Annotated in this window: 22 protein-coding genes and 1 tRNA gene; 14 read left to right on the top strand and 9 right to left on the bottom strand. The window is 37.8% G+C overall.

What is annotated here, in order from left to right; genetic code table 11:
- Positions 1–26 precede the first annotated feature (26 nt).
- The 4 genes from ACZ5YP_RS05025 (at position 27) to ACZ5YP_RS05010 (ending at position 3,901) form a co-directional block, all read left to right on the top strand.
- Complete coding sequence (locus ACZ5YP_RS05025; RefSeq protein WP_464834676.1) at positions 27–2,615, top strand: DNA-directed DNA polymerase I; 2,589 nt, start codon at positions 27–29, stop codon at positions 2,613–2,615.
- 89 nt (positions 2,616–2,704) lie between these two features.
- Positions 2,705–2,992: a 30S ribosomal protein S26e gene (locus ACZ5YP_RS05020; RefSeq protein WP_464834675.1), complete on the top strand. Its 288-nt coding sequence runs from the start codon at positions 2,705–2,707 to the stop codon at positions 2,990–2,992.
- 37 nt (positions 2,993–3,029) lie between these two features.
- Positions 3,030–3,368, top strand: coding sequence for a hypothetical protein (locus ACZ5YP_RS05015; protein ID WP_464834674.1), 339 nt, complete (start codon positions 3,030–3,032; stop codon positions 3,366–3,368).
- A gap of 47 nt (positions 3,369–3,415) precedes the next feature.
- Positions 3,416–3,901 carry a protein-lysine N-methyltransferase gene (locus ACZ5YP_RS05010; RefSeq protein WP_464834673.1) on the top strand — a complete coding sequence of 162 codons (486 nt, stop codon included), beginning with the start codon at positions 3,416–3,418 and terminating at the stop codon, positions 3,899–3,901.
- Positions 3,902–3,917: 16 nt separating this feature from the next.
- Here ACZ5YP_RS05010 and ACZ5YP_RS05005 read toward each other — a convergent pair whose 3' ends face one another.
- Entirely contained in the window at positions 3,918–4,691 is a 774-nt protein-coding gene (locus ACZ5YP_RS05005; protein ID WP_464834672.1) for a tRNA (adenine-N1)-methyltransferase, read from the bottom strand.
- A 129-nt stretch (positions 4,692–4,820) separates the two neighbouring features.
- Here ACZ5YP_RS05005 and ACZ5YP_RS05000 point away from each other — a divergent pair, with 129 nt between their 5' ends.
- Positions 4,821–5,282: an ASCH domain-containing protein gene (locus ACZ5YP_RS05000; RefSeq protein WP_464834671.1), complete on the top strand. Its 462-nt coding sequence runs from the start codon at positions 4,821–4,823 to the stop codon at positions 5,280–5,282.
- On the opposite strand, the gene ACZ5YP_RS04995 is transcribed toward ACZ5YP_RS05000, so the two are convergent.
- A complete protein-coding gene (locus ACZ5YP_RS04995; RefSeq protein WP_464834670.1) occupies positions 5,269–5,454 on the bottom strand; it encodes a ribbon-helix-helix domain-containing protein in 186 nt (61 codons plus the stop codon). The genes ACZ5YP_RS05000 and ACZ5YP_RS04995 overlap by 14 nt on opposite strands.
- A 110-nt stretch (positions 5,455–5,564) precedes the next feature.
- On the opposite strand from ACZ5YP_RS04995, the gene ACZ5YP_RS04990 reads away from it, so the two are divergent.
- From ACZ5YP_RS04990 to ACZ5YP_RS04970, 5 genes are all read left to right on the top strand, one after another.
- Positions 5,565–5,648 (top strand) — tRNA-Ser (locus tag ACZ5YP_RS04990).
- A 37-nt stretch (positions 5,649–5,685) separates the two neighbouring features.
- The gene (locus ACZ5YP_RS04985; protein WP_464834669.1) at positions 5,686–6,243 is read left to right on the top strand and encodes a hypothetical protein; all 558 of its coding nucleotides are present in this window, start codon (positions 5,686–5,688) and stop codon (positions 6,241–6,243) included.
- Positions 6,244–6,353: 110 nt separating this feature from the next.
- Positions 6,354–6,989: a hypothetical protein gene (locus ACZ5YP_RS04980; protein ID WP_464834668.1), complete on the top strand. Its 636-nt coding sequence runs from the start codon at positions 6,354–6,356 to the stop codon at positions 6,987–6,989.
- Positions 6,990–7,095: 106 nt separating this feature from the next.
- Positions 7,096–8,238, top strand: coding sequence for a hypothetical protein (locus ACZ5YP_RS04975; protein ID WP_464834667.1), 1,143 nt, complete (start codon positions 7,096–7,098; stop codon positions 8,236–8,238).
- The gene (locus ACZ5YP_RS04970; protein ID WP_464834666.1) at positions 8,219–8,923 is read left to right on the top strand and encodes a hypothetical protein; all 705 of its coding nucleotides are present in this window, start codon (positions 8,219–8,221) and stop codon (positions 8,921–8,923) included. Before ACZ5YP_RS04975 ends, ACZ5YP_RS04970 begins: the two co-directional genes overlap by 20 nt.
- Positions 8,924–9,096: 173 nt before the next feature.
- Here ACZ5YP_RS04970 and ACZ5YP_RS04965 read toward each other — a convergent pair whose 3' ends face one another.
- Positions 9,097–10,692, bottom strand: coding sequence for a flippase (locus tag ACZ5YP_RS04965; protein ID WP_464834665.1), 1,596 nt, complete (start codon positions 10,690–10,692; stop codon positions 9,097–9,099).
- 132 nt (positions 10,693–10,824) lie between these two features.
- On the opposite strand from ACZ5YP_RS04965, the gene ACZ5YP_RS04960 reads away from it, so the two are divergent.
- Entirely contained in the window at positions 10,825–11,601 is a 777-nt protein-coding gene (locus ACZ5YP_RS04960; protein ID WP_464834664.1) for a sulfide-dependent adenosine diphosphate thiazole synthase, read from the top strand.
- Complete coding sequence (locus ACZ5YP_RS04955; RefSeq protein WP_464834663.1) at positions 11,601–12,953, top strand: bifunctional hydroxymethylpyrimidine kinase/phosphomethylpyrimidine kinase; 1,353 nt, start codon at positions 11,601–11,603, stop codon at positions 12,951–12,953. The genes ACZ5YP_RS04960 and ACZ5YP_RS04955 overlap by 1 nt, the downstream gene beginning before the upstream one ends.
- Before the next feature lie 16 nt (positions 12,954–12,969).
- Here ACZ5YP_RS04955 and ACZ5YP_RS04950 read toward each other — a convergent pair whose 3' ends face one another.
- Genes ACZ5YP_RS04950 through ACZ5YP_RS04940 form a run of 3 tightly spaced genes read right to left on the bottom strand, consistent with a single transcriptional unit; the run spans position 12,970 to position 16,114 of the window.
- Positions 12,970–14,202 (bottom strand): hypothetical protein, encoded by a 1,233-nt coding sequence (locus ACZ5YP_RS04950; protein ID WP_464834662.1) that lies wholly within the window; start codon positions 14,200–14,202, stop codon positions 12,970–12,972.
- A 12-nt stretch (positions 14,203–14,214) separates the two neighbouring features.
- Positions 14,215–15,714, bottom strand: a complete 1,500-nt coding sequence (locus ACZ5YP_RS04945; protein WP_464834661.1) for a type II/IV secretion system ATPase subunit — start codon at positions 15,712–15,714, stop codon at positions 14,215–14,217.
- Between the two features lie 10 nt (positions 15,715–15,724).
- Positions 15,725–16,114, bottom strand: coding sequence for a hypothetical protein (locus tag ACZ5YP_RS04940; RefSeq protein ID WP_464834660.1), 390 nt, complete (start codon positions 16,112–16,114; stop codon positions 15,725–15,727).
- Positions 16,115–16,258: 144 nt separating this feature from the next.
- Between ACZ5YP_RS04940 and ACZ5YP_RS04935 the strand changes: the two genes are divergently transcribed.
- Both ACZ5YP_RS04935 and ACZ5YP_RS04930 read left to right on the top strand, forming a co-directional pair.
- On the top strand, positions 16,259–17,851 hold the full coding sequence (locus tag ACZ5YP_RS04935) for a DNA topoisomerase VI subunit B (RefSeq protein WP_464834659.1): 1,593 nt from the start codon (positions 16,259–16,261) through the stop codon (positions 17,849–17,851).
- A 9-nt stretch (positions 17,852–17,860) separates the two neighbouring features.
- Entirely contained in the window at positions 17,861–19,165 is a 1,305-nt protein-coding gene (locus tag ACZ5YP_RS04930) for a DNA topoisomerase IV subunit A (RefSeq protein ID WP_464834658.1), read from the top strand.
- Positions 19,166–19,263: 98 nt separating this feature from the next.
- Here ACZ5YP_RS04930 and ACZ5YP_RS04925 read toward each other — a convergent pair whose 3' ends face one another.
- From ACZ5YP_RS04925 to ACZ5YP_RS04915, 3 genes are all read right to left on the bottom strand, one after another.
- Complete coding sequence (locus ACZ5YP_RS04925; protein WP_464834657.1) at positions 19,264–19,422, bottom strand: hypothetical protein; 159 nt, start codon at positions 19,420–19,422, stop codon at positions 19,264–19,266.
- An 11-nt stretch (positions 19,423–19,433) separates the two neighbouring features.
- Complete coding sequence (locus tag ACZ5YP_RS04920) at positions 19,434–20,051, bottom strand: ASCH domain-containing protein (RefSeq protein WP_464834656.1); 618 nt, start codon at positions 20,049–20,051, stop codon at positions 19,434–19,436.
- Positions 20,052–20,127: 76 nt separating this feature from the next.
- Positions 20,128–21,951 carry a threonine--tRNA ligase gene (locus ACZ5YP_RS04915; protein ID WP_464834655.1) on the bottom strand — a complete coding sequence of 608 codons (1,824 nt, stop codon included), beginning with the start codon at positions 21,949–21,951 and terminating at the stop codon, positions 20,128–20,130.
- Between the last annotated feature and the right edge of the window lie 114 nt (positions 21,952–22,065).

Genomic DNA, 22,065 nt, shown 5'->3' with positions numbered 1-22,065 from the left:
CTTCAAGCCCCCCAGGGGTAAAAACATTGAGCAATAACACGCAAATCAAGAACTCGTCAAATAATCAAATGAGATTTATTCTCCCATTTAGAAAACCATTTGAAAAATCCATTAAAACACCCCACTATTTATTAAATGTATACTACGATGGTAAACTAGGAAAAGCAGTAATGGAGTTTCTCAGCGAAGATGGTTCTAAACTAGTTAGAATACCAGACCCATATGGTCATAAACCATACTTTCTCACAGATGAAAACATTGAAGAATTAAAAGAAAAGCTAGGTAGTAGTGATGGAGTAGAGGGTTTTGAAGAAGTTGAAAAAATCAATCCTTTAACAATGAAGAAGATTAAAGTAGTCAAAGTGATTACAAAAGACCCACTAGTAGTCAAGAAAGTAAGAAACAAGGTTTCAAAAGCATGGGAGGCCAAGATAAAATACCATGCCAACTACGTATACGATATGGGTTTAATTCCCGGCATGAGGTACACTATTGGAAACAACGGCGAAAAACGCCCTGTACTAGTCGAGCCAGAAATACCAGTTGAAGTCTTGAAAAACATTGATAAATTATTCGAGAAGGAACCAGAGTCAACTAGGCGTCTAGCAAGAGAGTTTGCAAAACTATTTGAAGAACCACCACCTAAAGCACTGAGGGCTTCTATCGACATAGAGGTATATACACCGTTTAAAGGAAGAGTACCAAATCCAAAACTAGCAGAGTATCCAATAATAAGTATTGCAATAGCTGGTAGTGATGGATTTAAAAAAGTATACGTGCTTTCAAGGCCCTTTAAAAACACGTTTATCTATGAAGCAGAAAACATTTACCCACTTGATGCTGAAATAGAAGTTTTCGACTCGGAAATAGCATTGATTCTAGAAGTATTTAAAGACATCTCTCGGTATCCCATAGTGTTAACATTTAACGGTGATAAATTCGACCTTGTATACCTCTACATGCGGTGTTTAAGACTCGGTATACCGAGATATCTTATTCCAATACAAATTAAAGAAGACGCCGCGCGCTTTGATTCCAGTATACACATAGACCTCTACAGGTTTTTCTCGAATAGAGCTATTAAGAACTATGCATTTGGAGGTAAATACCAAGAAGAAAAACTAGATGCTGTTTCACAAGCACTACTTGGAATATCTAAAATAGGTATCGAGGGGACTGTTAGTGATATTTCAGCTGGATATCTAGCAGCATACAACCTACGAGACGCTGTAATAACACTCACTCTAACCACGTTTAGCAACGAACTCACTTGGAAGTTAATGATACTACTAGCACGTGTATCGAAAACAACACTTGAAGAAGAGTGTAGGAGACAAATATCTGGATGGATACAAAACATGTTTTTCTGGGAACACCGTAGACTAAACTACTTAATCCCAAATAAAGAAGACATTGCAAGCCAGGTAAGAGCATCTACAAAAGCCGCTATTGAAGGTAAAAAATACGCTGGTGCACTAGTTGTACTACCACCACAGGGAGTATTCTTCAACCTAGTAGTATTAGACATTGCATCACTATATCCAAGTGTTATAAAGAACTACAATTTAAGCTATGAAACAGTAGATATGAATTGGTGTAAAGAAAAGAAACCAGTTCAAGACGAAACAGGAAGACACCTACACACTGTCTGTATGGATGCACCTGGTTTAACAGCTGAAGTTATAGGGATACTCAGAGATTTCAGAGTAGGAATATATAAGAAGCGAGCTAAAGACCCATCAATAACAAGCGATCAAAAGGCCTGGTACGACGTAGTACAAAGAGCAATCAAAGTATTCATTAATGCTAGTTACGGCGTCTTCGGTGATGAAAGGTTTTCACTATATTCACCAGCAGTAGCAGAGAGTGTAACAGCACTCGGTAGAAAATCCTTTATGAGCATTGTAACAAAAGCAGCTGAAATGGGTATAAAAGTATTATATGGAGATACAGACTCTATATTCACATGGAACCCCACACGCAGGCAACTAGAACTACTCCAAAAATGGATACAGAAAAACCTTGGATTAGATATAGAAATAGACAAGGAATTCTCATACGTCATCTTTACAGGGTTGAAAAAGAACTATCTAGGTAGAACTAAAAACGGGGAAATAGAGATCAAGGGACTCGTAGCTAAGAAGCGCAACACACCGGAATTCATAAAGTCGTTCTTCCAAGAAATACTAGACATGCTTAGAAAAGTAGAGAGCCCACAGGACTTCATATCGTTTATTGAATGGTTGGAAAAAGCAATTAAAGAATACTATAGTGGATTAAAACAAAAAGAAATACCATTAGATCAACTCGCTATTAAAATGGCTTTGACAAAAGACCCTTCAGCATACACTAAAAACAAACCACCACATGTAAGAGCTGCACTACAATTAAGAAAACACAATGTAAACGTCCAAGAAGGAGACGTAATAATAGTTGTTAAAGTAAAAGGTGGAGATGGATATAAAGCAATACAACTAGCTAGACAACACGAAGTAGACCCCGATAAATACATTGAGTTATTGAAATCAGGTCTAGAACAATTGTTAATGGCGCTTGGTATTAAATGGGAGGATATTTCAAAGGGAGCTAGTTTATTCAAGTATTCCTCTCAATAAAACCTGTATTTAAAACCCGTTATGTTTATTAATCTACCCGTGAAGTATATAATGGATTAAATCAATACTTGTCTTTGAGGGTGATCCATTTGCCCAAAAAGAGAGAAAGCCGTGGACGTAGAAAAGGCGACAAGGGATCAGTAGAGAGAATAACATGTGACAACTGTGGTGCACTAGTACCAGCTGATAAAGCTATATGTGTTGAGAGAATGTATAGTCCAGTACCTCCAGGACTAGCCGAAGAACTAGAAAAAAAGGGAGCTATTATAATGAAATACCCAGTTAAAAAGTGCTATTGTGTATCATGTGCTATACACTACGGTATTATCAAGGTTAGACCAGAAGAAGAGAGAAAACCAAAACAACTATCTATATAAACCAAGCTTTAATTATTAATAGACCGGGTTGATAGAATTGAAAGTAAGTAAAGTAGTTATAGTTACAGCTCAACACCACCCATACCATAAATTATGGGTTAGACTAGCTGAAAACCTGAGTAAAATACTAAATGTACCACTAGACATTAAACTAGAAGACTACGTTTACCTCATAGAACACGGCGACAAAGACGAGTTTGGAATGGCTTGGCTACCACAAATACTAGTTGAACTAGAAGACGGAAGCGTCCACTGGCTACTCTCACAATTACCATTAAATAATGCTCTACAACCAGACGAGGAAAAAGCAATTAGTGAAATGCTCGAGAAGCTGAAATCTCTAGGTGTTGAAGTCCCCTCAACACAACAACAATAACCTAGAAAAACATTTTTATCTCTGTATACCTGGTAAGGGGCGTTTAAATGGTCTTTGTTCCGTATGTTCCAACCCCCTACCAAGTTGTAAGAGCAATGCTTAAACTAGCAAATGCAGGCCCCGACGACATAGTATATGATCTTGGATGTGGCGATGGGAGAATTCTCATCGTAGCAGTTAAAGAATTCAATGTCAAGAAAGCTGTTGGCGTGGAAAAAGACCAGCAACTATATAAACTAGCATCTACGAGAATGATAGATGAAGGTATTGCAAATAAAGCTAGTGTTGTCTATGGAGACTTCTTCGAAGTAGATATAAGCGAGGCAACTATTGTCACACTATTCCTCTTAACCTCTGTAAACGAGATGTTAAAACCAAAACTAGAGAGAGAATTGAGAGATGGTGTTAGAATTGTCAGCCACGAGTTTAGAATACCTGGTTGGAAACCAGCGAGAGAAATAGATGTTAGAGATGAAAACGGCCTCCTCCACAAAGTCTACCTCTACGTGAAGGGTTCTCATAGAGAACAATAACGCCTCCCTCAAGGTGTTAAATAGCTAGTTTCCTTGCAAATACAATGTAGCCTGTATGCCCTATCATTTTAGAGTGTGGTCTTACAGCACCTGGTTCTACACGTATTTCTCTCTGTAGTAGTTCATACGAGTGTATATCTCCAAAATATCCACTATTCTTCATTGCAACTACAGTTTTTTCCACTTGGTTTATTGTTGGTAGATAGATTAATACTGTTCCCGAGTTCTTTAGAGCTTGTGCTATTTTATCCAGTGCATTCCAGGGGTCTGGTATATCTAGGAAAAAAGCGTCTAAACCCTCTACTCCAACTCCTTCTCTAATATCTTTTTTAAACAATGCAACTCTGTGTTTTAATCCTGTTTTTTCAAGGTTTTCCACTGCTGTTGCTAATGCTTTTTCTGATATATCAAACCCGTATAGTATACCATTATCTCCAATAATCGAAGCTATAGCTGTTGTTAAAGCACCAGATCCAACTCCTGCTTCTCCAACTCTACTTCCAGGTCCTATACCAGACAAGTAAATCATTAATGCCGCGTCTTTAGAGTGGATGATTTGAGTAGCCCTCTTTAATACTGGAATATAGTCTTGGCGTAGTGGTCTATAGAGGTAGGCTTTAACACCCATACTCGTCTCGATTGTAGAACCATATGGTTTACCAATCAAATCATCGTGTTTTATAAAGCCTTTATCAGTACCAAGTATTCTACCCTTTTCTACTCTAATAACAAATCTTCTCTTTGAATCCAAGTAGACTACTACACTATCTCCCTCTCTAATCAAATCCAAGGCTGTATACCTCTCAGACCCGGTGTCATTCATCAATAATCAGTAATACCAGCTTTCAGCATCTATTTAATTCATTTATCTACACGGGTTATAAGCATGTTATCCAGTCTACTAGAATAGGGTTTTGAAATGGGAGTGCTTATAGTTCCAATCAAGCCGGTTTTTGCATATAGAATATTTACTGGTAGGAAGAGATATGATTTAAGAAAAATGATTAGAGGAGCTAGTAGAGTAGAGAGTGGAGACCGTGCTATTCTATATGTATCAGGCGATGTAAAAGCATTTATGGGTGAATTCACTGTTGGAGAAGTAATAACGGGCTCCCCAGAATACATTATACGCGAATTGAATAAGAGACCGCTTAGTGGTGTTGGAGAAGAAGACTTTGCATACATAAGAGGAGCTGGGCTTGCAGTCGCTATAGAAGTATTAAATCCTATCCTCTATAAAACACCAGTCGAAATGAAAGAAGTTTTAAAGATTATACCTGACTACAATCCACCACTCGGTATTCAAAAACTAGACGAGTACGAGCCATTAGTAGTATTAATACTAGACAAGGCAAGAGAGAAGACTATTAGAAAGAACTAGATGCTTCTACCTCTCTCATCCAAAGCTCTTTTCTCAGTAATTCACGTACTGCTACACGTATAACCTCACTTCTATTTCTATACTTTCCAATTCTAACGAGTTCATCAATACCCTCTAAGTATATATCCGGCATTTTAACAGTTATTATTCTAAGCCTTGGTCTCAAATACATTACATCCACCCATCATTAAATCCCCATAGAAAACCCTTTAAAACCCAGGGTGGTGTTCAAAACCAATAGATTTTTATTTAAAACCCCTATTGAATAATATAGTGATTGGAGCCGGGGTCGCCTAGCCTGGTAGGGCGCCGGCCTGCTAAGCCGGTGGGGGAAACCCCGCGCGGGTTCAAATCCCGCCCCCGGCGCCTACTTATTGTAGTGGAAGAAGACAAGTGATGTAAAATGGTTTTACATGGTCTTCTACGAATAGTGGCAATTATTGGAGTTCTATGTGTACTATTATTTCTATTTAATCCATGGGTATACGCGTATAACACTACACCCCTATACACGCGTGTAATTGGATTTGAGAGAGGGGTTGAACCAGGTTTATATGAGTGTATAGGTTTTACACTACTACCAATAGGAGTTGACAATCTACGTGTTATACCAGGTGATTTAGTGTGCACTGTAGAGAATAAACCAGTCTTCGACTCTCTAAGAATATATCTCAATACTACTATTGGATACTGGATATACAAATATATAGCGTTATACTATGCCAATCTATCAACAACAAGAGAACTAGAAATAATAGTGGAAAAACCAGCCACTAATGCAACTATTAAACTGGTACTCACCACTAGAAACAACTCTCACATAGTTACAATAGATACGTCGAATACAAACAAGTATACACTACAACTACCACCAGGAGAATCAATATACAAAATATCTCTAATAACAGAAGCCAGTAGAAAAACTAGAGAAGTATTTCGAGTAGGATTCTATATAAAATAGTAATTAAAAAATCAAACACTAAAACCAAGAATTTCAAGCAATTAGGATTAGACTATAAAATTTATAAAGGGTTTTTTAAAATCAAGGAAATAACAATCTGGGTGAAATACATGGAGAGAAAAATACTACTACTAACAATAGCATTAATAACAATACTAGCAGTAGTAAACGCAACAGTATACGCCTACAGATGGATGACAGGTACAATAACAGTAGGAGATGCAACAACAGCTACTGGAGCAGCATGTACAGGATTCTACAGCTCAGCCGACCAAGAAAACATACCACTACCCAAAGCAGGTACAAATGCTGGACATCCTACATATGGAAGTAACCGCATATTAGTAACTCCAGGAAATACTGCCTGTAGATTTAATGGCCATAGTCTCTACGAGAGTATTAATGTAGAACTAAATATTACAACTGGCTATTGGTATATACAAGACTTCTATGGCTTCGGCTACTATCAAGGTAGTGCTCCAGTATACGTGTACTTTAGACTTGAAGACGACGCAAATGATAATGGTATTCTAGAGACCGCCATATTAAGATTACGCAATGCTACTAATGACGCATACGTTAATGAACTAGATCTACTCCAAGGAACAATGAGAGGTCCAATAATATTAAACCCTGGTGATGCATTAAAACTAGACTTGATCATTAATGCCACCAGTACTGGCTCAGTGAGCTTCAGAGTAGGCGTATACGTAACACAAACATCTGGCGAGGCACCAACACCATAACAATAACTAGAGGTGGATAACTATTGTCTTTAAAACAAAGTTTTTTTCTTCCAGGGGGAAACTCCTTAGCATTGTAGCTTATTCTATACTAGTTTTGTTTCTATTGTTGCTTATTGGTAAGGCTTTTTATTTCCCTGTTGTACTTGTTGTTTCTACCAGCGATAGTAGTGGTTTTTCTCAGTGGAGTTTACTAATTGGATTTGCATACTACTTGTATAAACCTGTTAATCAAAGTAGTGTTCTCGTGTGTCTCGTTGAGGCTTATAGTACTCCTTGTTTTACAGGTACATATATGGTTAATGGTGTTAATGGTAATGGTGGAGGCTATGTAGTTGTATCCAACGGTAATGGTGGACTTAGATTTAGTTTGAATGGAAACCATGTGAGGATTTACAACATTGTTGCATCCATACCGCCTTATATTTGGATTCCACTGCTAGTAGTTTATTTCTCTCTACTAGCTTACTCTTTGTGGAATAATACTAAAATGGGGTATTTACGTATACTACGAGAATCCAGGGTCATGGAGTTGGGTTTACTAATAGCTCTCACACTCAATATTATACTTGTTGGAGCAGTATATGTAGACCAGGCTACTCCAAGATACTATCTACCAGGTGTTAGTGTAGAGTGGAGTTTCAACCTAGATAATAGCACACTTATTGCCAGATTGAATTTAAACAATGTATATACATTACTTAATGCTACCTGCTGGTATAAACCACCAGGCGTAGTCAACGGCTTTGCAACTAACGGCAATAGCAATGGAAGTAATGGAGTAAACTATCCCCTGGAAACACTAATAGTTGATTTGAGTACCATAGTAGCTATCATACCGCGGAGTGTCTACGAAGAATACTTTAATAACAGGATTTTAGAGCCTGTTCCCCCAGTTCCCGCCTATCTATCTGTATATGAGGCTATACCTGTATACTGTGAGTTTAAACTAGATAAAGCTGTATTTAAAGCATCATATCTCATTACATTCTACTGGAGAGACCTTGTTGTCCGTAGTGAGGGTTCAAGGGTAGTTATATCTAATCCAAACCCTGTTTCTATCAATGCAAGTATTCATGTATTAGACTTGAAGAAAGGGCATTTTGTATACTCGAATAACATGACAATAAGCGCTCTCGGAGAAGAAGTATTTGATTTATCGAGTTATGAACCCGGCGTTTACCGGGTTATAGTCCAGTACAAAATGCTTGGATTGGTGAGAAGCCGCATTGTTGAAGTTGAAGTTTCGTAGGAGGAAAGAAAAACCCCTTGTTTTGCTTGTTAGAGAGGAGATTGAGTGGTATTGGTGGACGAGGCTTGGCAGACTTGGTAGAGGCTACTTGTTACTCTCTAGTCTACTAGCTGTGGGTTCCTCTCTTGTAACTATGTATATTCTCTTCCAGCCACTCGTCTACTATGATGGATACCAGCTTTCTGGTTTTATAGCTCCATTGAGATACTCGCTTAGTGTTGCCGGTGTACCAGTTAGATATCCTGTACTAGATAGTCTCTCCGTGATCTCTGTTTTCATGTATTTATTCGCGTTGATTACATTGTCTTTTGGAGTACTCGGAGTTATAGGTGTATTCAAGGAGTGGAGGACTTGGATAGCATACACGGTGGCTTCTACTGGTTCAGCCTCACTACTCGTATCTCTACTCTACTCGCTTCTAAGAGTCTACTCTCTAAATGTTATCCCCTCACTACCCTATACTATAACTGTTTACAGCGTGGGCGGTGGAAGGATAATACTATATCCACCTAAAACCACTTATACATGGGTCTACTGGCTTCCATGGAGACCACTATACTTCTTCATAGTATATACTCTACTAATAGCGTTTACAGCTGGCTCACTAATACTCCTACTACTAAATCCAAAACCACCAGTTACAAAGACGAAACCAAAGAGGAAAAAGGTAGAAGTACGAGTATAATAGTGTTGATTCCAAGCCCCTCTGGATGGACTGCAAATACAACGCTTAGAGCGGAGTTGCCTAGTGGGTCGAATTGTAAATTATACACTAAGTTCTACTATAACTTTACAAATAGTGTAATAGGAGGACTGAGTGCAATAGTATATATAGAGGCACCGTAGCCGAGTATCCAGCTAGTAAAAAACACGTTTACCAATCAGTTTCTCTTCGTATTTCGCTATGAGTACAATGAAGGGCTTTAATGGTTTTATCTTGGAGAACGCGTTTACTATGAATTCTAGGTCTCCTTGTTTCATTACTCCTAGGAGTGGTAGTAGTGTTGTATATATGAATAGATATACTAGGCCTCCCACTACTAGTTTCAATAGATTTAATGGTACCCCAATAAATGTTATCATTGATGACAAAGTGTATACTGGTACTCCAGCTACCAGAGATGCTGTTAGAATGGCTAGTGACGACTTGTAGTCTGGTTTTGCACTGTATTTTCTATGGGCTATGTATAGACTATACAGTATTGAAACTCCATTACCTATTATCATAGAGTATACTAGTCCATCTACTCCCAGTAGCCTAGCTAGCGGTATTGCTAGTAGTGTAAATAAACCAGCATAGATTACAGAGGCTTCTAGGTTTACTCTTGTATCACCTACTCCACTAAAGAAACTACCTAGTACCATGTAGCCGACTGCTACGTATAAGTAGTTTGCTGAAAGCAACGAGAAGTATCTTGGAGTCAAGTATAAATAGTCTCTTCCAAACAATACTGCTACTAGTTCACGAGACATAACAATGTAGAATACTGTGGCTGGTACTACCAGTATAGAGGAATACTTTATTGAAACAACAAGCATTTTCCGTAGTTCACCCCTATTATTATTTAGTTTTGAAAATGCTGGAAACAGCATTGTTGATATTGGAGCCATAATAATAGTTATCAGTGTTACAAATCTAAATGCGGCACTAAAACTACCAATAGTGTAGTCGTCTGCTATTCTAGCGAGGAGAGCGTTTCTATAGGTATCGATCAATGCAGTAATAACGCTGGAAATATATAGTGGTATTCCATAAGAAACCATCTCTAATAGTATTTTTGTAGCTGGCTCATTGTTGTTTTCATCTCTAATTAACACGTAGTATTTGTATAAATAGATCAATGAAGCTATACATGCCAATCCATATGCAATAGTGTTTCCATAGAGTGCTCCAACAAGGCCGAACCCGGTTACCACGAGTAGAGGGGCTATCAATAATCTAAATACTTGTTGTATAATGTTAATGTATGTTACTCGTAGTGCATCACTAAAACCCAGTAATACACCAATAGACGCTGTTATTACTGCTTGTAGTATTATTGTTGGGAGAAGAATGAGGGAGTAGTCTGCAAGGTCTGCTCTACCAAGTAGAATCCTCGTTAATTCATTAATAAACAAGTATCCCAAGATGAAGACCAGTATTGATTCAAACATGATGAATAACGTGCCTATTTTAATCATAGAGGCTAGTCTACTTGATTTTTCACCATTATATAAACTAGAAATATATCTAGTGAGAGCAGAGTTGACACCAAAACCAGTAAACACCATGAGAAAACCCGGTATGGTGAATGCAAGTGAGTATATACCGTATTGTTCAGGGCCGAGTAATCTAGCAATCAATATTCCTGTTAGTGCTGAGAGAGCTGTTGCTATGAATCCACCACTGAATAGAAAGAATGCTCCACGCGTAGTCTCTTCTAGTATACTAGTATACTCTTCGCTTCTACTCAATCCACTAGTACACCTTTTAGACGACACATTGTTTTCAATGGATTTACTCATAACTCGGGCATTAAATAACTCTTTCTCCACTGATAAAAAATTTATTAATTAATTAATTACTAAGTAATCAAGGGGATGGTAATGGAACTAGAATACCTGATTTCAAAACTCATTATTTCAGAGTCTAGTAGAGACCTACTAGAACACTTGGAAAACGACGTGGTCATTGTGGGAGCTGGGCCCTCCGGGCTAACAGCCGCTAAATACCTAGCTGAAAAGGGATTCAAAGTAGTCGTCTTAGAGAAGAGACTCAGCTATGGCGGCGGTATAGGGGGTGGTGGTAGTCTATTCCACAAAGTAGTAGTAGATGAAAGAGGCCTCGGAGTACTCAGAGACTTCAATATAAGGTATAACGAGACAAGTGTGAAAGGCTACTATGTAGTAGACGCCGCAGAGTTAATGACTAAACTCGCTAGTGGAGCTCTCGACGCTGGTGCAAAGATTATTCTTGGAGTAGAAGTAGAAGACCTGGTTGTACGTGAAAACCCATTGAGAATAGTGGGAGTTGTATTCAAGTGGAGTGCTATTAGTGTTGCCGGGTTACACGTAGACCCATTATTCATGATGTCTAAAGCCACAATCGATGCCACGGGGCATGAAGCAGTATTACTCAATATACTTGCGAGGAAAAACAGAGACTTTGGACTATTAGTTAAAGGAGAAAAATCTGGTTTCGCCGAGAAGGCAGAGAGAGACGTGGTTGAATACACTGGGAGGGTAATACCGGGCCTATACGCCACTGGAATGGCTGTGGCCGCACTACACGGCCTCTATAGAATGGGCCCAATATTCACTGGCATGTTGCTGTCTGGTAGAAGAATAGCTGAAATAGTATCAAGTGATTTAGGGAGGCCTTAATGAAACAGAGTAGAATACCTGTTGCAATGACTATTGCTGGAAGCGATTCTGGTGGAGGAGCTGGTATAGAAGCTGATCTAAAAACTTTCAGTGCTCTCGGAGTACACGGCACAGTTGCAATTACTAGTATAACAGCGCAAAACACCTACTCTGTATCAGCAATATATGATCTACCGGGTAGACTAGTCTACGAGCAGATAAAAGTAGTATATGAAGACATGGGAATAGACGCGGCTAAAACAGGTATGCTTAGCAATACAGATATTATTACACATGTTGCAAGTGCAGTCAGAGAATTCAATTTAAAACTCGTAGTAGACCCAGTAATGATTGCTAAATCAGGTGCTAGACTACTCCGAGAAGACGCTATTGAAGCATTAAAAACAAAACTCCTACCACAAGCACTCATTGTAACACCAAACGCACCCGAAGCCCAAGTACTCGCCGGGTTTAAAGTAGAATCGCTAGAAGACGCTGTTAGAGCAACTAAAGCCATACATGAAAAATACAGTGTTCCAGCTGTTATTGTAAAAGGAGGCCATTTAAACCTGGAGGAAGTAGTCGATGTATTATACTATAATGGAGAAGTATACTATTTCAAGTCCCCTAGGTATCCACATGGATGCTTCCATGGAGCTGGATGCACTTATTCAGCAGCTATAACTGCTTTTCTAGCCAGAGGACTAAGTATAGTTGAAGCAGTTAAACACGCAAAAGAATTCATAGATTTAGCAATAGATTACGGTTTAAAAATAGGTAGGGGGCATTGTCCAGTAAACCCAATGGCCTACCTTGAAATCCCGGCATTAAAGTATAAAGCAGTAGAGAGCGTTAGAAAAGCCGTTGAAATACTACTTGAAAACCAGGAACTCATACTACCATATACGCCAGAAGTAGGCATCAACATCGTTGAAACCATAGATCCACGCTATGCTAGAAGCCCACTAGATGTTGCAGGAGTGGAAGGCCGTATTGTAAAAGCAGGGAGGAGACTTGTAAGAGTAGGTGATGTTAAAATGGGTGGTTCAAGCCACCTCGCTAGACTAGTACTAGCACTAATAAGAAACGGGTTTGATGTACATGGAGCAGTAAATATTAGATATGACCAGGAAGTAGTAGAGAAAGCTAGGAAAAAGGGATACCATGTTTTATTCGTCGACAGAAGGATGGAACCATCAAATCTCAAAGTTGCACATACCGGAACAATGGAGTGGATTGCCAGTCAAATACCTATTGGTGAAACACCTGATTTAATCTATGATGTAGGTGATGTGGGGAAAGAAGCAATGATTAGAATACTTGGTAGGAGTGCCGTTGAAGCTGTTTTAAAACTAGTTGATATTTTAAAGTAGTTTTTCCTTGGAGCTCTTAAATAAAAATAAAGAATACGTGTATTGCTAGTCCAAGAATACTCATTACTATAAATGTCTTTGAAGAAGTTAAACCCGTATCTCGTAGAATACATGGAGGAGTAGATGTCAATAAAACACCTAGATATCCATACACTCCTAAAACTTCTTTTTCAACCACTACACCTGGTATTTGGAGAACTATATAGTAGGATAGGGCGAGAAGTAAAACCATGACGATAGAGTAGAATAAGTAATATCTCGACTTCTCATTGATAAACCGTCTAAGATTAACTACTTCACCAACATATCTTGCAACAATTGAAACATAGTTTTCACCTAGTCTAGTATAGCCTACTAAACTAGTTAATAACACAATGATTTTTCTAGGCAATAATGGAAGTTTTAATTTCCCAGAGTATTTCCATACTTGTTCACCGCTGAGAAAACCATACCATATAACTCTATACTCTACTAGATGTGATCTACTGATAGAGTCTATGAGTGCTAAATCTACTGGTTCTCCCAGTATACTCCTTGAATAAACCTCTCCTAGTACTCTTTGAGATTCTTCTTCGAGACTTATAATATAGTTATTCAACGGCCTAGTTGAGAAATACACTATTGTTAAAATAGCAAAATGTATAAACGGCCATTGTCTTTGAAAAACTATTGTTAATCCTCCAAGTAGTATGTATATACAGTCGAACAATACCCTCCAAAACACAGGTTCAACTACGAGTTTACCGAGAATACTCATTGACACTACATACTCGACACTCCAAGCCAACACGAGAAACAAAATGCCTAGAGTGCTTGAAGCAGGTAAAAACGGGAATATTGAGAGTATAGATAGAGATAAAACTAGCACTAATACTACTTCATAGATTACATTAACAATATTCATTAACTCTGACAGTTTAGCTTGAACTCTACTAAATTCTCTCTTGAGAAATCCCTCAACTAGTGTTTTTGTCTCTCCACTTGTAGAAACTATATCACTGTATTCTCTGAGAAATACAGCTAGCTCTCTATAGTCTACTAATTCAGCCAGGTTGTACAAAGCTAGTCTCGGGTCTCCTAGAATCGACTCTAACACCATGTATTTCTCTGCAATATCTCTATAACAATTACTTAACTCGATTTCACCAGTATAGAGTGATTTAAATAAATCATAGATTTTAAGACCATTGACTTCAAATCCATTTAGGTATACGAGGAATTCTGTGAAGTATTCTTCGAGGCACTTCAATTAAACCACTCTCTACGTAGTAAGCTGGGTTTCTTCTACTAGTGAGAGATAGTAGAATTTACTAAGTTCTTCTCTGAGGAGATTTAAATCAAATACTTGTTTCTCAACGAGGTTTTCCAGAAATTTCCTTCTCTTTTCTAGTTCTTCGTAGACATCAAACTCTCTACTTTTTAATCTAATAGTTCTCTCTGTAATGTCTTCTATACCTACTTCTCTTGTTTTTTCGAATATGCTTACAATGTTTGATTCGCTATCTACCTCTGATATTGAGAGTATTCTTCTCCTGCCCCTTTGATCAGGGCCAACTATTATAATACTCCAAATATTGTTTAATAGGTTTTTCGGTATAGATATTGGGGGAGCTGTTAGTCTTTTTAATACTGATTCAGAGCTGTCGGCATGAATCGTATTTAATACTCCATGTCCAAGTCTAGATGCCTGGACCAGTAGTCTTGCTTCCACACCTCTTACTTCTCCTATTACTATGTAGTCTGGTCTTCTCCTAAGCGCTGTTTTCAATAGTGTATAAGAATCTATTTGTGTACTCTCATTAAATACACTTGTTTTTTCAACTAGTTGCTCCCATACACCAGTTGAACCAGATAGTTCTGGCGTGTCTTCTATTACAATGACTTTTCTACCGGGTGGTATAAGAGTCAATAATCCCTGCAGTAATGTTGTTTTACCAGAACCTACATGACCAGCAATTATAATCCAGCCCTTCATTTCGAGAAGTAGCCATAAATAAGCAGCAATTAATGCATCGAGTACTCCTTCGGCTATCAACTTGGTAATAGTCCATGTAGCAAGTGTTTTCTTTCTCAAAACAAGACTACTACCAACAGTTGAAACAGTATCTCCATAGATTAAACTAAGTCTTAAACTAGCCCCATAAGAACCCTCGACAATAGGGTTTACGAGTGAGACGTGTTTACCTATTCTCCTGGATAGCGAGAGAATTAGTTTATCAACTAGTGCTGGTTCTAACACAATGTTTGTTTTAAGCCAGCCGCTCCACGAGAGCTTGTTGTGTATAACTAGTATTCTCTTGTTTTCACGTGAGACATATATGTCTTCAACGTATGGATCTAGTACTAGTGGTGATAGAGGACCTAGTCCACTGAGTACTTTGAAAAACACGTAGTCGTCGGCGTCTTTAATATCCATTGAGAAAATACTTGATGGGTTTTGATTTAACTCGCCTTTAACTACAATGTCTACTACTCTATCAACTATGTTTTTATATACATTGTAGTCTACTACTGGTTCACTGACAACATAGTATATTCCACTCTTATTACATCCAATTTTTACTTCTACTCCTCCACGTAGTGTATAAGAATAGAGAACTTCATCTAAATCCACTTGTTGTAGAGTATAGAGTTTTAAATATGGCTCTATAAATTCAACTAGTATCTTGCGTAGTTCACTCTTTTCTCCTGGTTTGAAAAGAATGGGTTTTAAAGAGGATAATTTGTAAAAAAGAGGTTTTAATTTAAGGGTTTTAGTCATGGATAAACCCTTAGCTGAGTATTCGTATTTTTACAGGGTCTGTCGACCCCTTATCGTATACTACTACAATGTATTTTGGTAGTGTGGTTTGTGTCCAGTTTACTTGTATTATTCGAGATTCACCTGGTTGTAGAATAGTATTTACTGTTGTATTTACTACTATACTGCCATTTACATCTACTATTTCAACACTCTTGATTTCTACTTCGCCAACACCTATGTTTTCAACATTGATGCATATTCTACCAGCTGTTTTCAAGTAGTATGCATCATGAACTATTATTCTACCAGTGTTCAACGTGTTTAAATACCCCATAGCATAGGTGTATAGTAGAACACCGCCCACTATTGTCATTACAAGTACTAGTGCTGTTGCAACTATACTCGATATAGCATTCACAAACATCCCCGGGTTTTATTAGAGGAGTTTAATAGCGGTTTAACGAATTAAAATATATAAGAGTAACCACGTGGAGTTAGCCGAAACTAAGACTCCAGGGTCTTTTAACACGTTGATTACCAAATAATAGAGTGTGGTGTGCTTATGAATCAAGCAGAAGAGATTTATCGAGCTGCAAGTCCAGCAGAATTCTTCTACAGGTATAGAGAAATAGCTGGATTTGCAAACCCTGTTAGAGCAATGTATCAAACAATACGTGAACTAGTAGAAAACGCATTAGACGCTACTGACGTCCACGGTATACCACCAGATGTAAAAATAACTATTAGAAAAGCAGATGAAACACAGGAATTCTACCAGATAACAGTTGAAGATAACGGGATAGGTATACCACCAAACATCGTTCCAAACGCTTTTGGAAAAGTATTGTTTAGTAGCAAGTATGCTATGCGCCAGTCGCGTGGAATGTATGGACTTGGAGTTAAAATGGTTGTTCTCTACGCTCAAATGACAACTGGTAGACCAGTCGAGGTAATAACTAGTAAAGCAAACTTCAAGAGAATATACTACTTTAAACTAAGAATAGATGTAAACAAGAATGAACCAGTAATTATAGAAGCAGGTAGCTGGAGGAAGACCCGAGACTGGCATGGTACAATAGTCTCAGTAACAATTGAAGGCGATTGGAGTAGAGCTAAGAGTAGAATACTAGAGTACATTAATAGAACTGCTATTGTCCTCCCCTACGCCAATATAACACTTGTAACTCCGGAAAACGAGATAATACACTATCCGAGAATAGTAAACACTCTACCAAAACCACCAGTAGAAACAAATCCACATCCACATGGAATAGACCTTGAAATACTTAGTGGACTAGCAAAAAACGCTGGTTTCAACACTATTGAAGAACTATTAATTAAGAGCTTTCAGGGAATAGGCGATGTAACAGCTAAAACAATACTACAAAACGCTGGAATAGACCCCTCGAAAAAACCAAGCGACCTTACAAACGAAGAACTACTAGCACTAGTAAACGCTATTAAAGCCTATGATAAATTCAAGCCCCCATCACCAAAATCTCTATCACCACTAGGCGAAGAAATAATAATTGCTGGTTTAAAACGCGCATATGAACCAGAATTCGTTACAGCTGTTTCGAGAAAACCAAGCGCTTATAGTGGACACCCATTTATTGTCGAAGTAGGATTGTCTTATGGTGGAAAAACACCGGTTGGAGAAGATAAACCAGTAGTATTGAGATATGCTAATAAAATACCATTACTCTACGATGAAGCATCAGATATGGTCGTAGAAGTAGTTAGAGATGAAATAAGTTGGGATCACTACATGATTACATTCCCCGCACCAATACTCGTATTAGTCCATGTATGTAGTACAAAAGTACCATTTAAAGGAGTTGGAAAAGAAAGTATTGCAGATGTTCCAGAACTACGTAGAGAAGTAAAACTAGCTGTAATGGAGGCTGCACGCGAGTTAAAACAATATATTTCAAAGAAGATGAAAGAAGAAGAAGCAAAGAAGAAGGCCGAGTCAATAGCAAAGTATATACCAGAAGTTGCTAGGAGCTTGGCAATTATACTAGCTGATGAATCAACACTACAATCATTTAAAGACAATATCTCTGTAAAACTATCACATATTGTAGCAAAACGTACTGGCGTCCCCTTAGAGCTAATACAGAGTATTGTTAAATCCATAGAAGCAGAGGCCTAGGGTGGAAGCATGGTTTCAACAATTGACGCGTCTGCGAGGAGTAAAGCCCTCGACATTATAAAGTCTTCAATGAGGGAAATAATTGAGCAAATAGAGAAAGGTGAAAAACCAACACTAGTAATGCCGAAGAGGACACTAACAAACACAATATACGACTATAAACACAAAATGTTATTACTCGGCCCCGAGCTCCAAAAAAGGTCTTTTACCGATGTAAATGAAGCAAAAAAGTTTATGCAAACACTACTCATGGCTTCAATAATATATGATGCGCTTAGAAACAATGAGTATCCAACGATCCGTGATTTGTACTATAGGGGAAAACACTCAATTACCTATAAATCAATAGATGGAAAACGAGTTTCAGAAAACACGTGGGATGAACAGAGAGAATCAGATAGTGTAATCAGAGACCTAGAGGTATTATTATCTGTTTTAAGAGAAGACCTGTTAATACTCAGCAAGGAAAAAGGCAAAGTAGTAGGAAACCTTGTTATTAGAAGTGGCGATGACGTAATAGACTTGAGTAAAATGGGTCATGGCGCATATGCAATCGAGCCAACTCCAGATTTAATAGAATTCGTAGATATAGATGCAGAGTACATTCTAGTAGTAGAGAAAGACGCTGTGTTCCAACAACTACACAGATATGGATTCTGGAAGAAAAACAAGGCAATACTAGTAACAAGCGCGGGCCAGCCAGATAGAGCTACAAGGAGATTTGTGAGAAGACTAAGTGAAGAATACAATTTACCAGTCTACATACTAGCCGACAGCGACCCCTATGGATTCTACATATACAGTGTCTTCAAAGCAGGAAGTATAACACTATCTTATGAAAGCGAGAGGCTTGCAACACCAACAGCTAAATTCATTGGCGTTATGATGACAGATATCTTTGGAGACAGTATTTTTAGAAAAATAATCAAGGATAGAGAAGCTAGAAAAATACTAGAAGAAATAACACCTGGAATAACTGATCTCAAGCCTAAAACACCATATCTAAGTGAATCAGAGAGGTCAAACTTCATAATTAAAGCTAAGACAAGAGACTTAGAGAGAGCAGTAGAATTAATTGGATATAGAGTAGCAGAAGTATGTATTGAAGAAAAAGACGCTAAAAACAAAATCAAGAAGAAAGAAGGATTAACTGGATACCCATGGTTTACAACACCACAATGGGTTAGAGAGCTCTGTATATTCTTTAATACACTAAGCAAACTAGAAATAGAAGCAATGGCTAGTAAGGGATTGAAATTCCTAGCAGATAAATACATACCTGAAAAGATATCTACAGGCGACTGGATAGACTAGGTGTTTTAATAGTCAGTTGAGACAGGTGTTCTCATCTCAATAAATCAATCCCGTGGATTCATCATCCAAGTAATTATTTCCTACACGGGATTTAATACTCACTCTTCCTCTATGTACTCTAAAATATCGTGAAATGTGTTTTTACCGCAGTTTTCACAGTAGTGGTATAATTGTTTAAACTCTTTCTTCAGTGGAAAGCTAACTAGTATTTTCCACTCGCGTCCACACTCTCTACACTTGAGAAGCCAGTATCCCATATTAATCCACTCTACTCTCCGCTTTCTAAGCTTTGTTTTTCCTGTGTACTAATTAAATTCCTCTCTATTAAAAACCTAAGGGCTTTTCTTATTGCTTTCCTCACTATACCTCTTTTATTTAGGTCTTTGAAGACATTGATTGCTGTTTTTCTAATACTGTTTGTTCGAGTGAGGTCTAAGAGTATTTTTCTATCTAGTTCTGTAAGTTCTTTATCTAGGTATCTAAGAGCTATCCTCGCTATATCTGCTGGTGTTAATCCATAATATGGGTCTTCACTTGCTAACTCGTCGAGTCGTTGTATAACTTCGAATTCTATTATTGTAAAGTAGTCTTCTTTACTTATTCTACCATATACTTTTTTCAACTCGTTTATTAATTCTTCTACGTTATTAAAACCCTCTATTCTCGCCTCGTATTCTCCCAGCTCGCTTAGTTTCTTGTAGTATACTCTCGTTATTTTTGCTTTTGCTATTGGTCTTCCACCGGCGTGTATTATTACTTCATCGTATTTTGGTTTATACACTCCTTTTCTAATAGTTGCTTTTTTCTCTCCATTCAATACCTTCTCTATGTATTCACCTTTTAACATTAAGTGTCTTCCAATAAACTTCATTTTTGTCTTTGACACTGTAAATCTCCTTTCTATAGAGGTAGGAGGTTATAGAGAGTTTTTAGGATTACTTTGAGGTAGAACCCTAGTTTCTTTAAAAAACGGGTCTTGCACTTAGTCTTTCAGGCATTGTCATTTCTACTTGTGGATATCCTTTGATCTCGTTTTTAATCAACTCGACTAGTTCTTCTGTCTTCATAACTCGTTGTTCATTGTTTACTCTTATTTTTACATTTATAGTGTTGGTTTCAACTTCTCTCTGTCCAACTACAACAATATATGGTATCCAATTCATTGCTGCTTCACGTATTTTCTTGCCTAGTGAGAGGTCTCTGTCGTCTATGTCTACTCTTATACCATTTCTCGCTATTTCCTCGTATACTTTTAATGCGTAGTCTAGGAATTCTTTTGATACAGGTATTACTCTTACTTGTATTGGTGCTAGCCAGGTTGGTATATATGGGACTTTTCCTTCTTTCTCCGTCCATGCTGCTGTATCTAATACCATGTATATGTATCTCTCGACGCTTCCAATTATAGCTGTATGTATTATAACAACGTGTTTCTTTTCTCCTTTTTCATCGACGTATACGATATTGAATCTCTTGCCGTTACCGATATCTATTTGCCAAGTAGCTATTTCTCTCGGTCTGTTTATATTGTCTATTATGTGGTATTCAACGTTTACAACCCAGTAGTATATACCACTTGGTAGAACAGCTACTAGTACCGGCCCGTTTTCCCTCTTAACGAATTCTACTAGTTTATCTCTATAGTTTTCTAGAAAGTCTTCTGTTACATTGTATAGAGCTACATATTTCCTACCGAGTTTAGCTGCTTCTTCATGTATTTTCGCTTGGACTTTCATAGCGACTTCTATTGCCTCGTCTAGGTCTCTAGTTAATATGTGGAGGTCTGGCATGTAGAACTTTCTCATTCTAAAACACAGGTTTAATTCTCCTCTCTGTTCGAGTCTATAGCTATCTGCTACTTCGAATACTCCTAGTGGTAGTTCTTTATAGCTTATAATCCAGTCTTTAAGCATTGCAAACTGCTGATGGCATGCAGCATATCTCAACACATATTTTTCCTCGTCTACTTCTACCTCGTAGAGTCTATCACCAAATAGTAAGGCGTGTTCGTATACTGGTTTAGCCTTTAAACTAAACATATTAGTACCCATTACACGGAATACCGGTATACCTAGACTACGAGCTACTTGCCATGAATACCTTGAAACAGCATCCATCATTACTACTGCTGGTGGTTCATACCTCATGTGTCCATGGTCGCTCATTGGCTCCCATTCAAACCCGAACTTCCTACAGTAGTCGTTTACTCTGTTTTCACCGCCTTCTAATTCCTTTCCATATACTTCTTTCTCTACTAGTATTTTGAGTTCTGGATAATTTGAATAATCGAAGTCGCTTGGATTAACTAGTTCACCACTTGGTGTTAGAATATAGAATTTTTTCTCAATACTCCTCTTTTGAGTTGTTGCAGCTGGTTTAATAGTTCTTGACAACTCGCTTAATGGGTGGCCGTAACACTCTAGTTTAAATGATTTATACCAGCCAAATGGTGCTTTATAGACTGGTATATTGAGTTTCTTTGAAGCCTCTTCGTATAGTTTATTCAATAATTCAATTGCTTTTCTAGGTGGAGCTAGATCCGAGGAGAGGTGTGCATATGGATAAATCAGTAATTCTGATGGTTTAATTTGTAGTACAAGGTTTTCTATTTCGCTCAATGCCTGGATTACTGTGGATTCATCGTCTTGAGATTCAATAGTTACAAATAATACAAGTACGTTTTCAAAGTTCTTTTTCTCCTCTCCCTTCAACTCCTCTGGTTCTTCAATAGCTGGTTTAACCACGTCATAGGAAAAACTCTTTGCATGTATTGAGAGTATTCGCATTACTAATCTCCCAAATACCCTCTATATTGTTCTATATATGAAGTACATGGTATAATAAACGTTTTTTAAAACAATATATTATTGGGGGTGAAATTGAGTAGAGAAAAAGAAAAA

Source organism: Sulfophobococcus zilligii (genome assembly GCF_055398255.1).
Note: the sequence above shows the minus strand (reverse complement) of the source record. Positions and strands in the feature narration are given on the sequence as shown.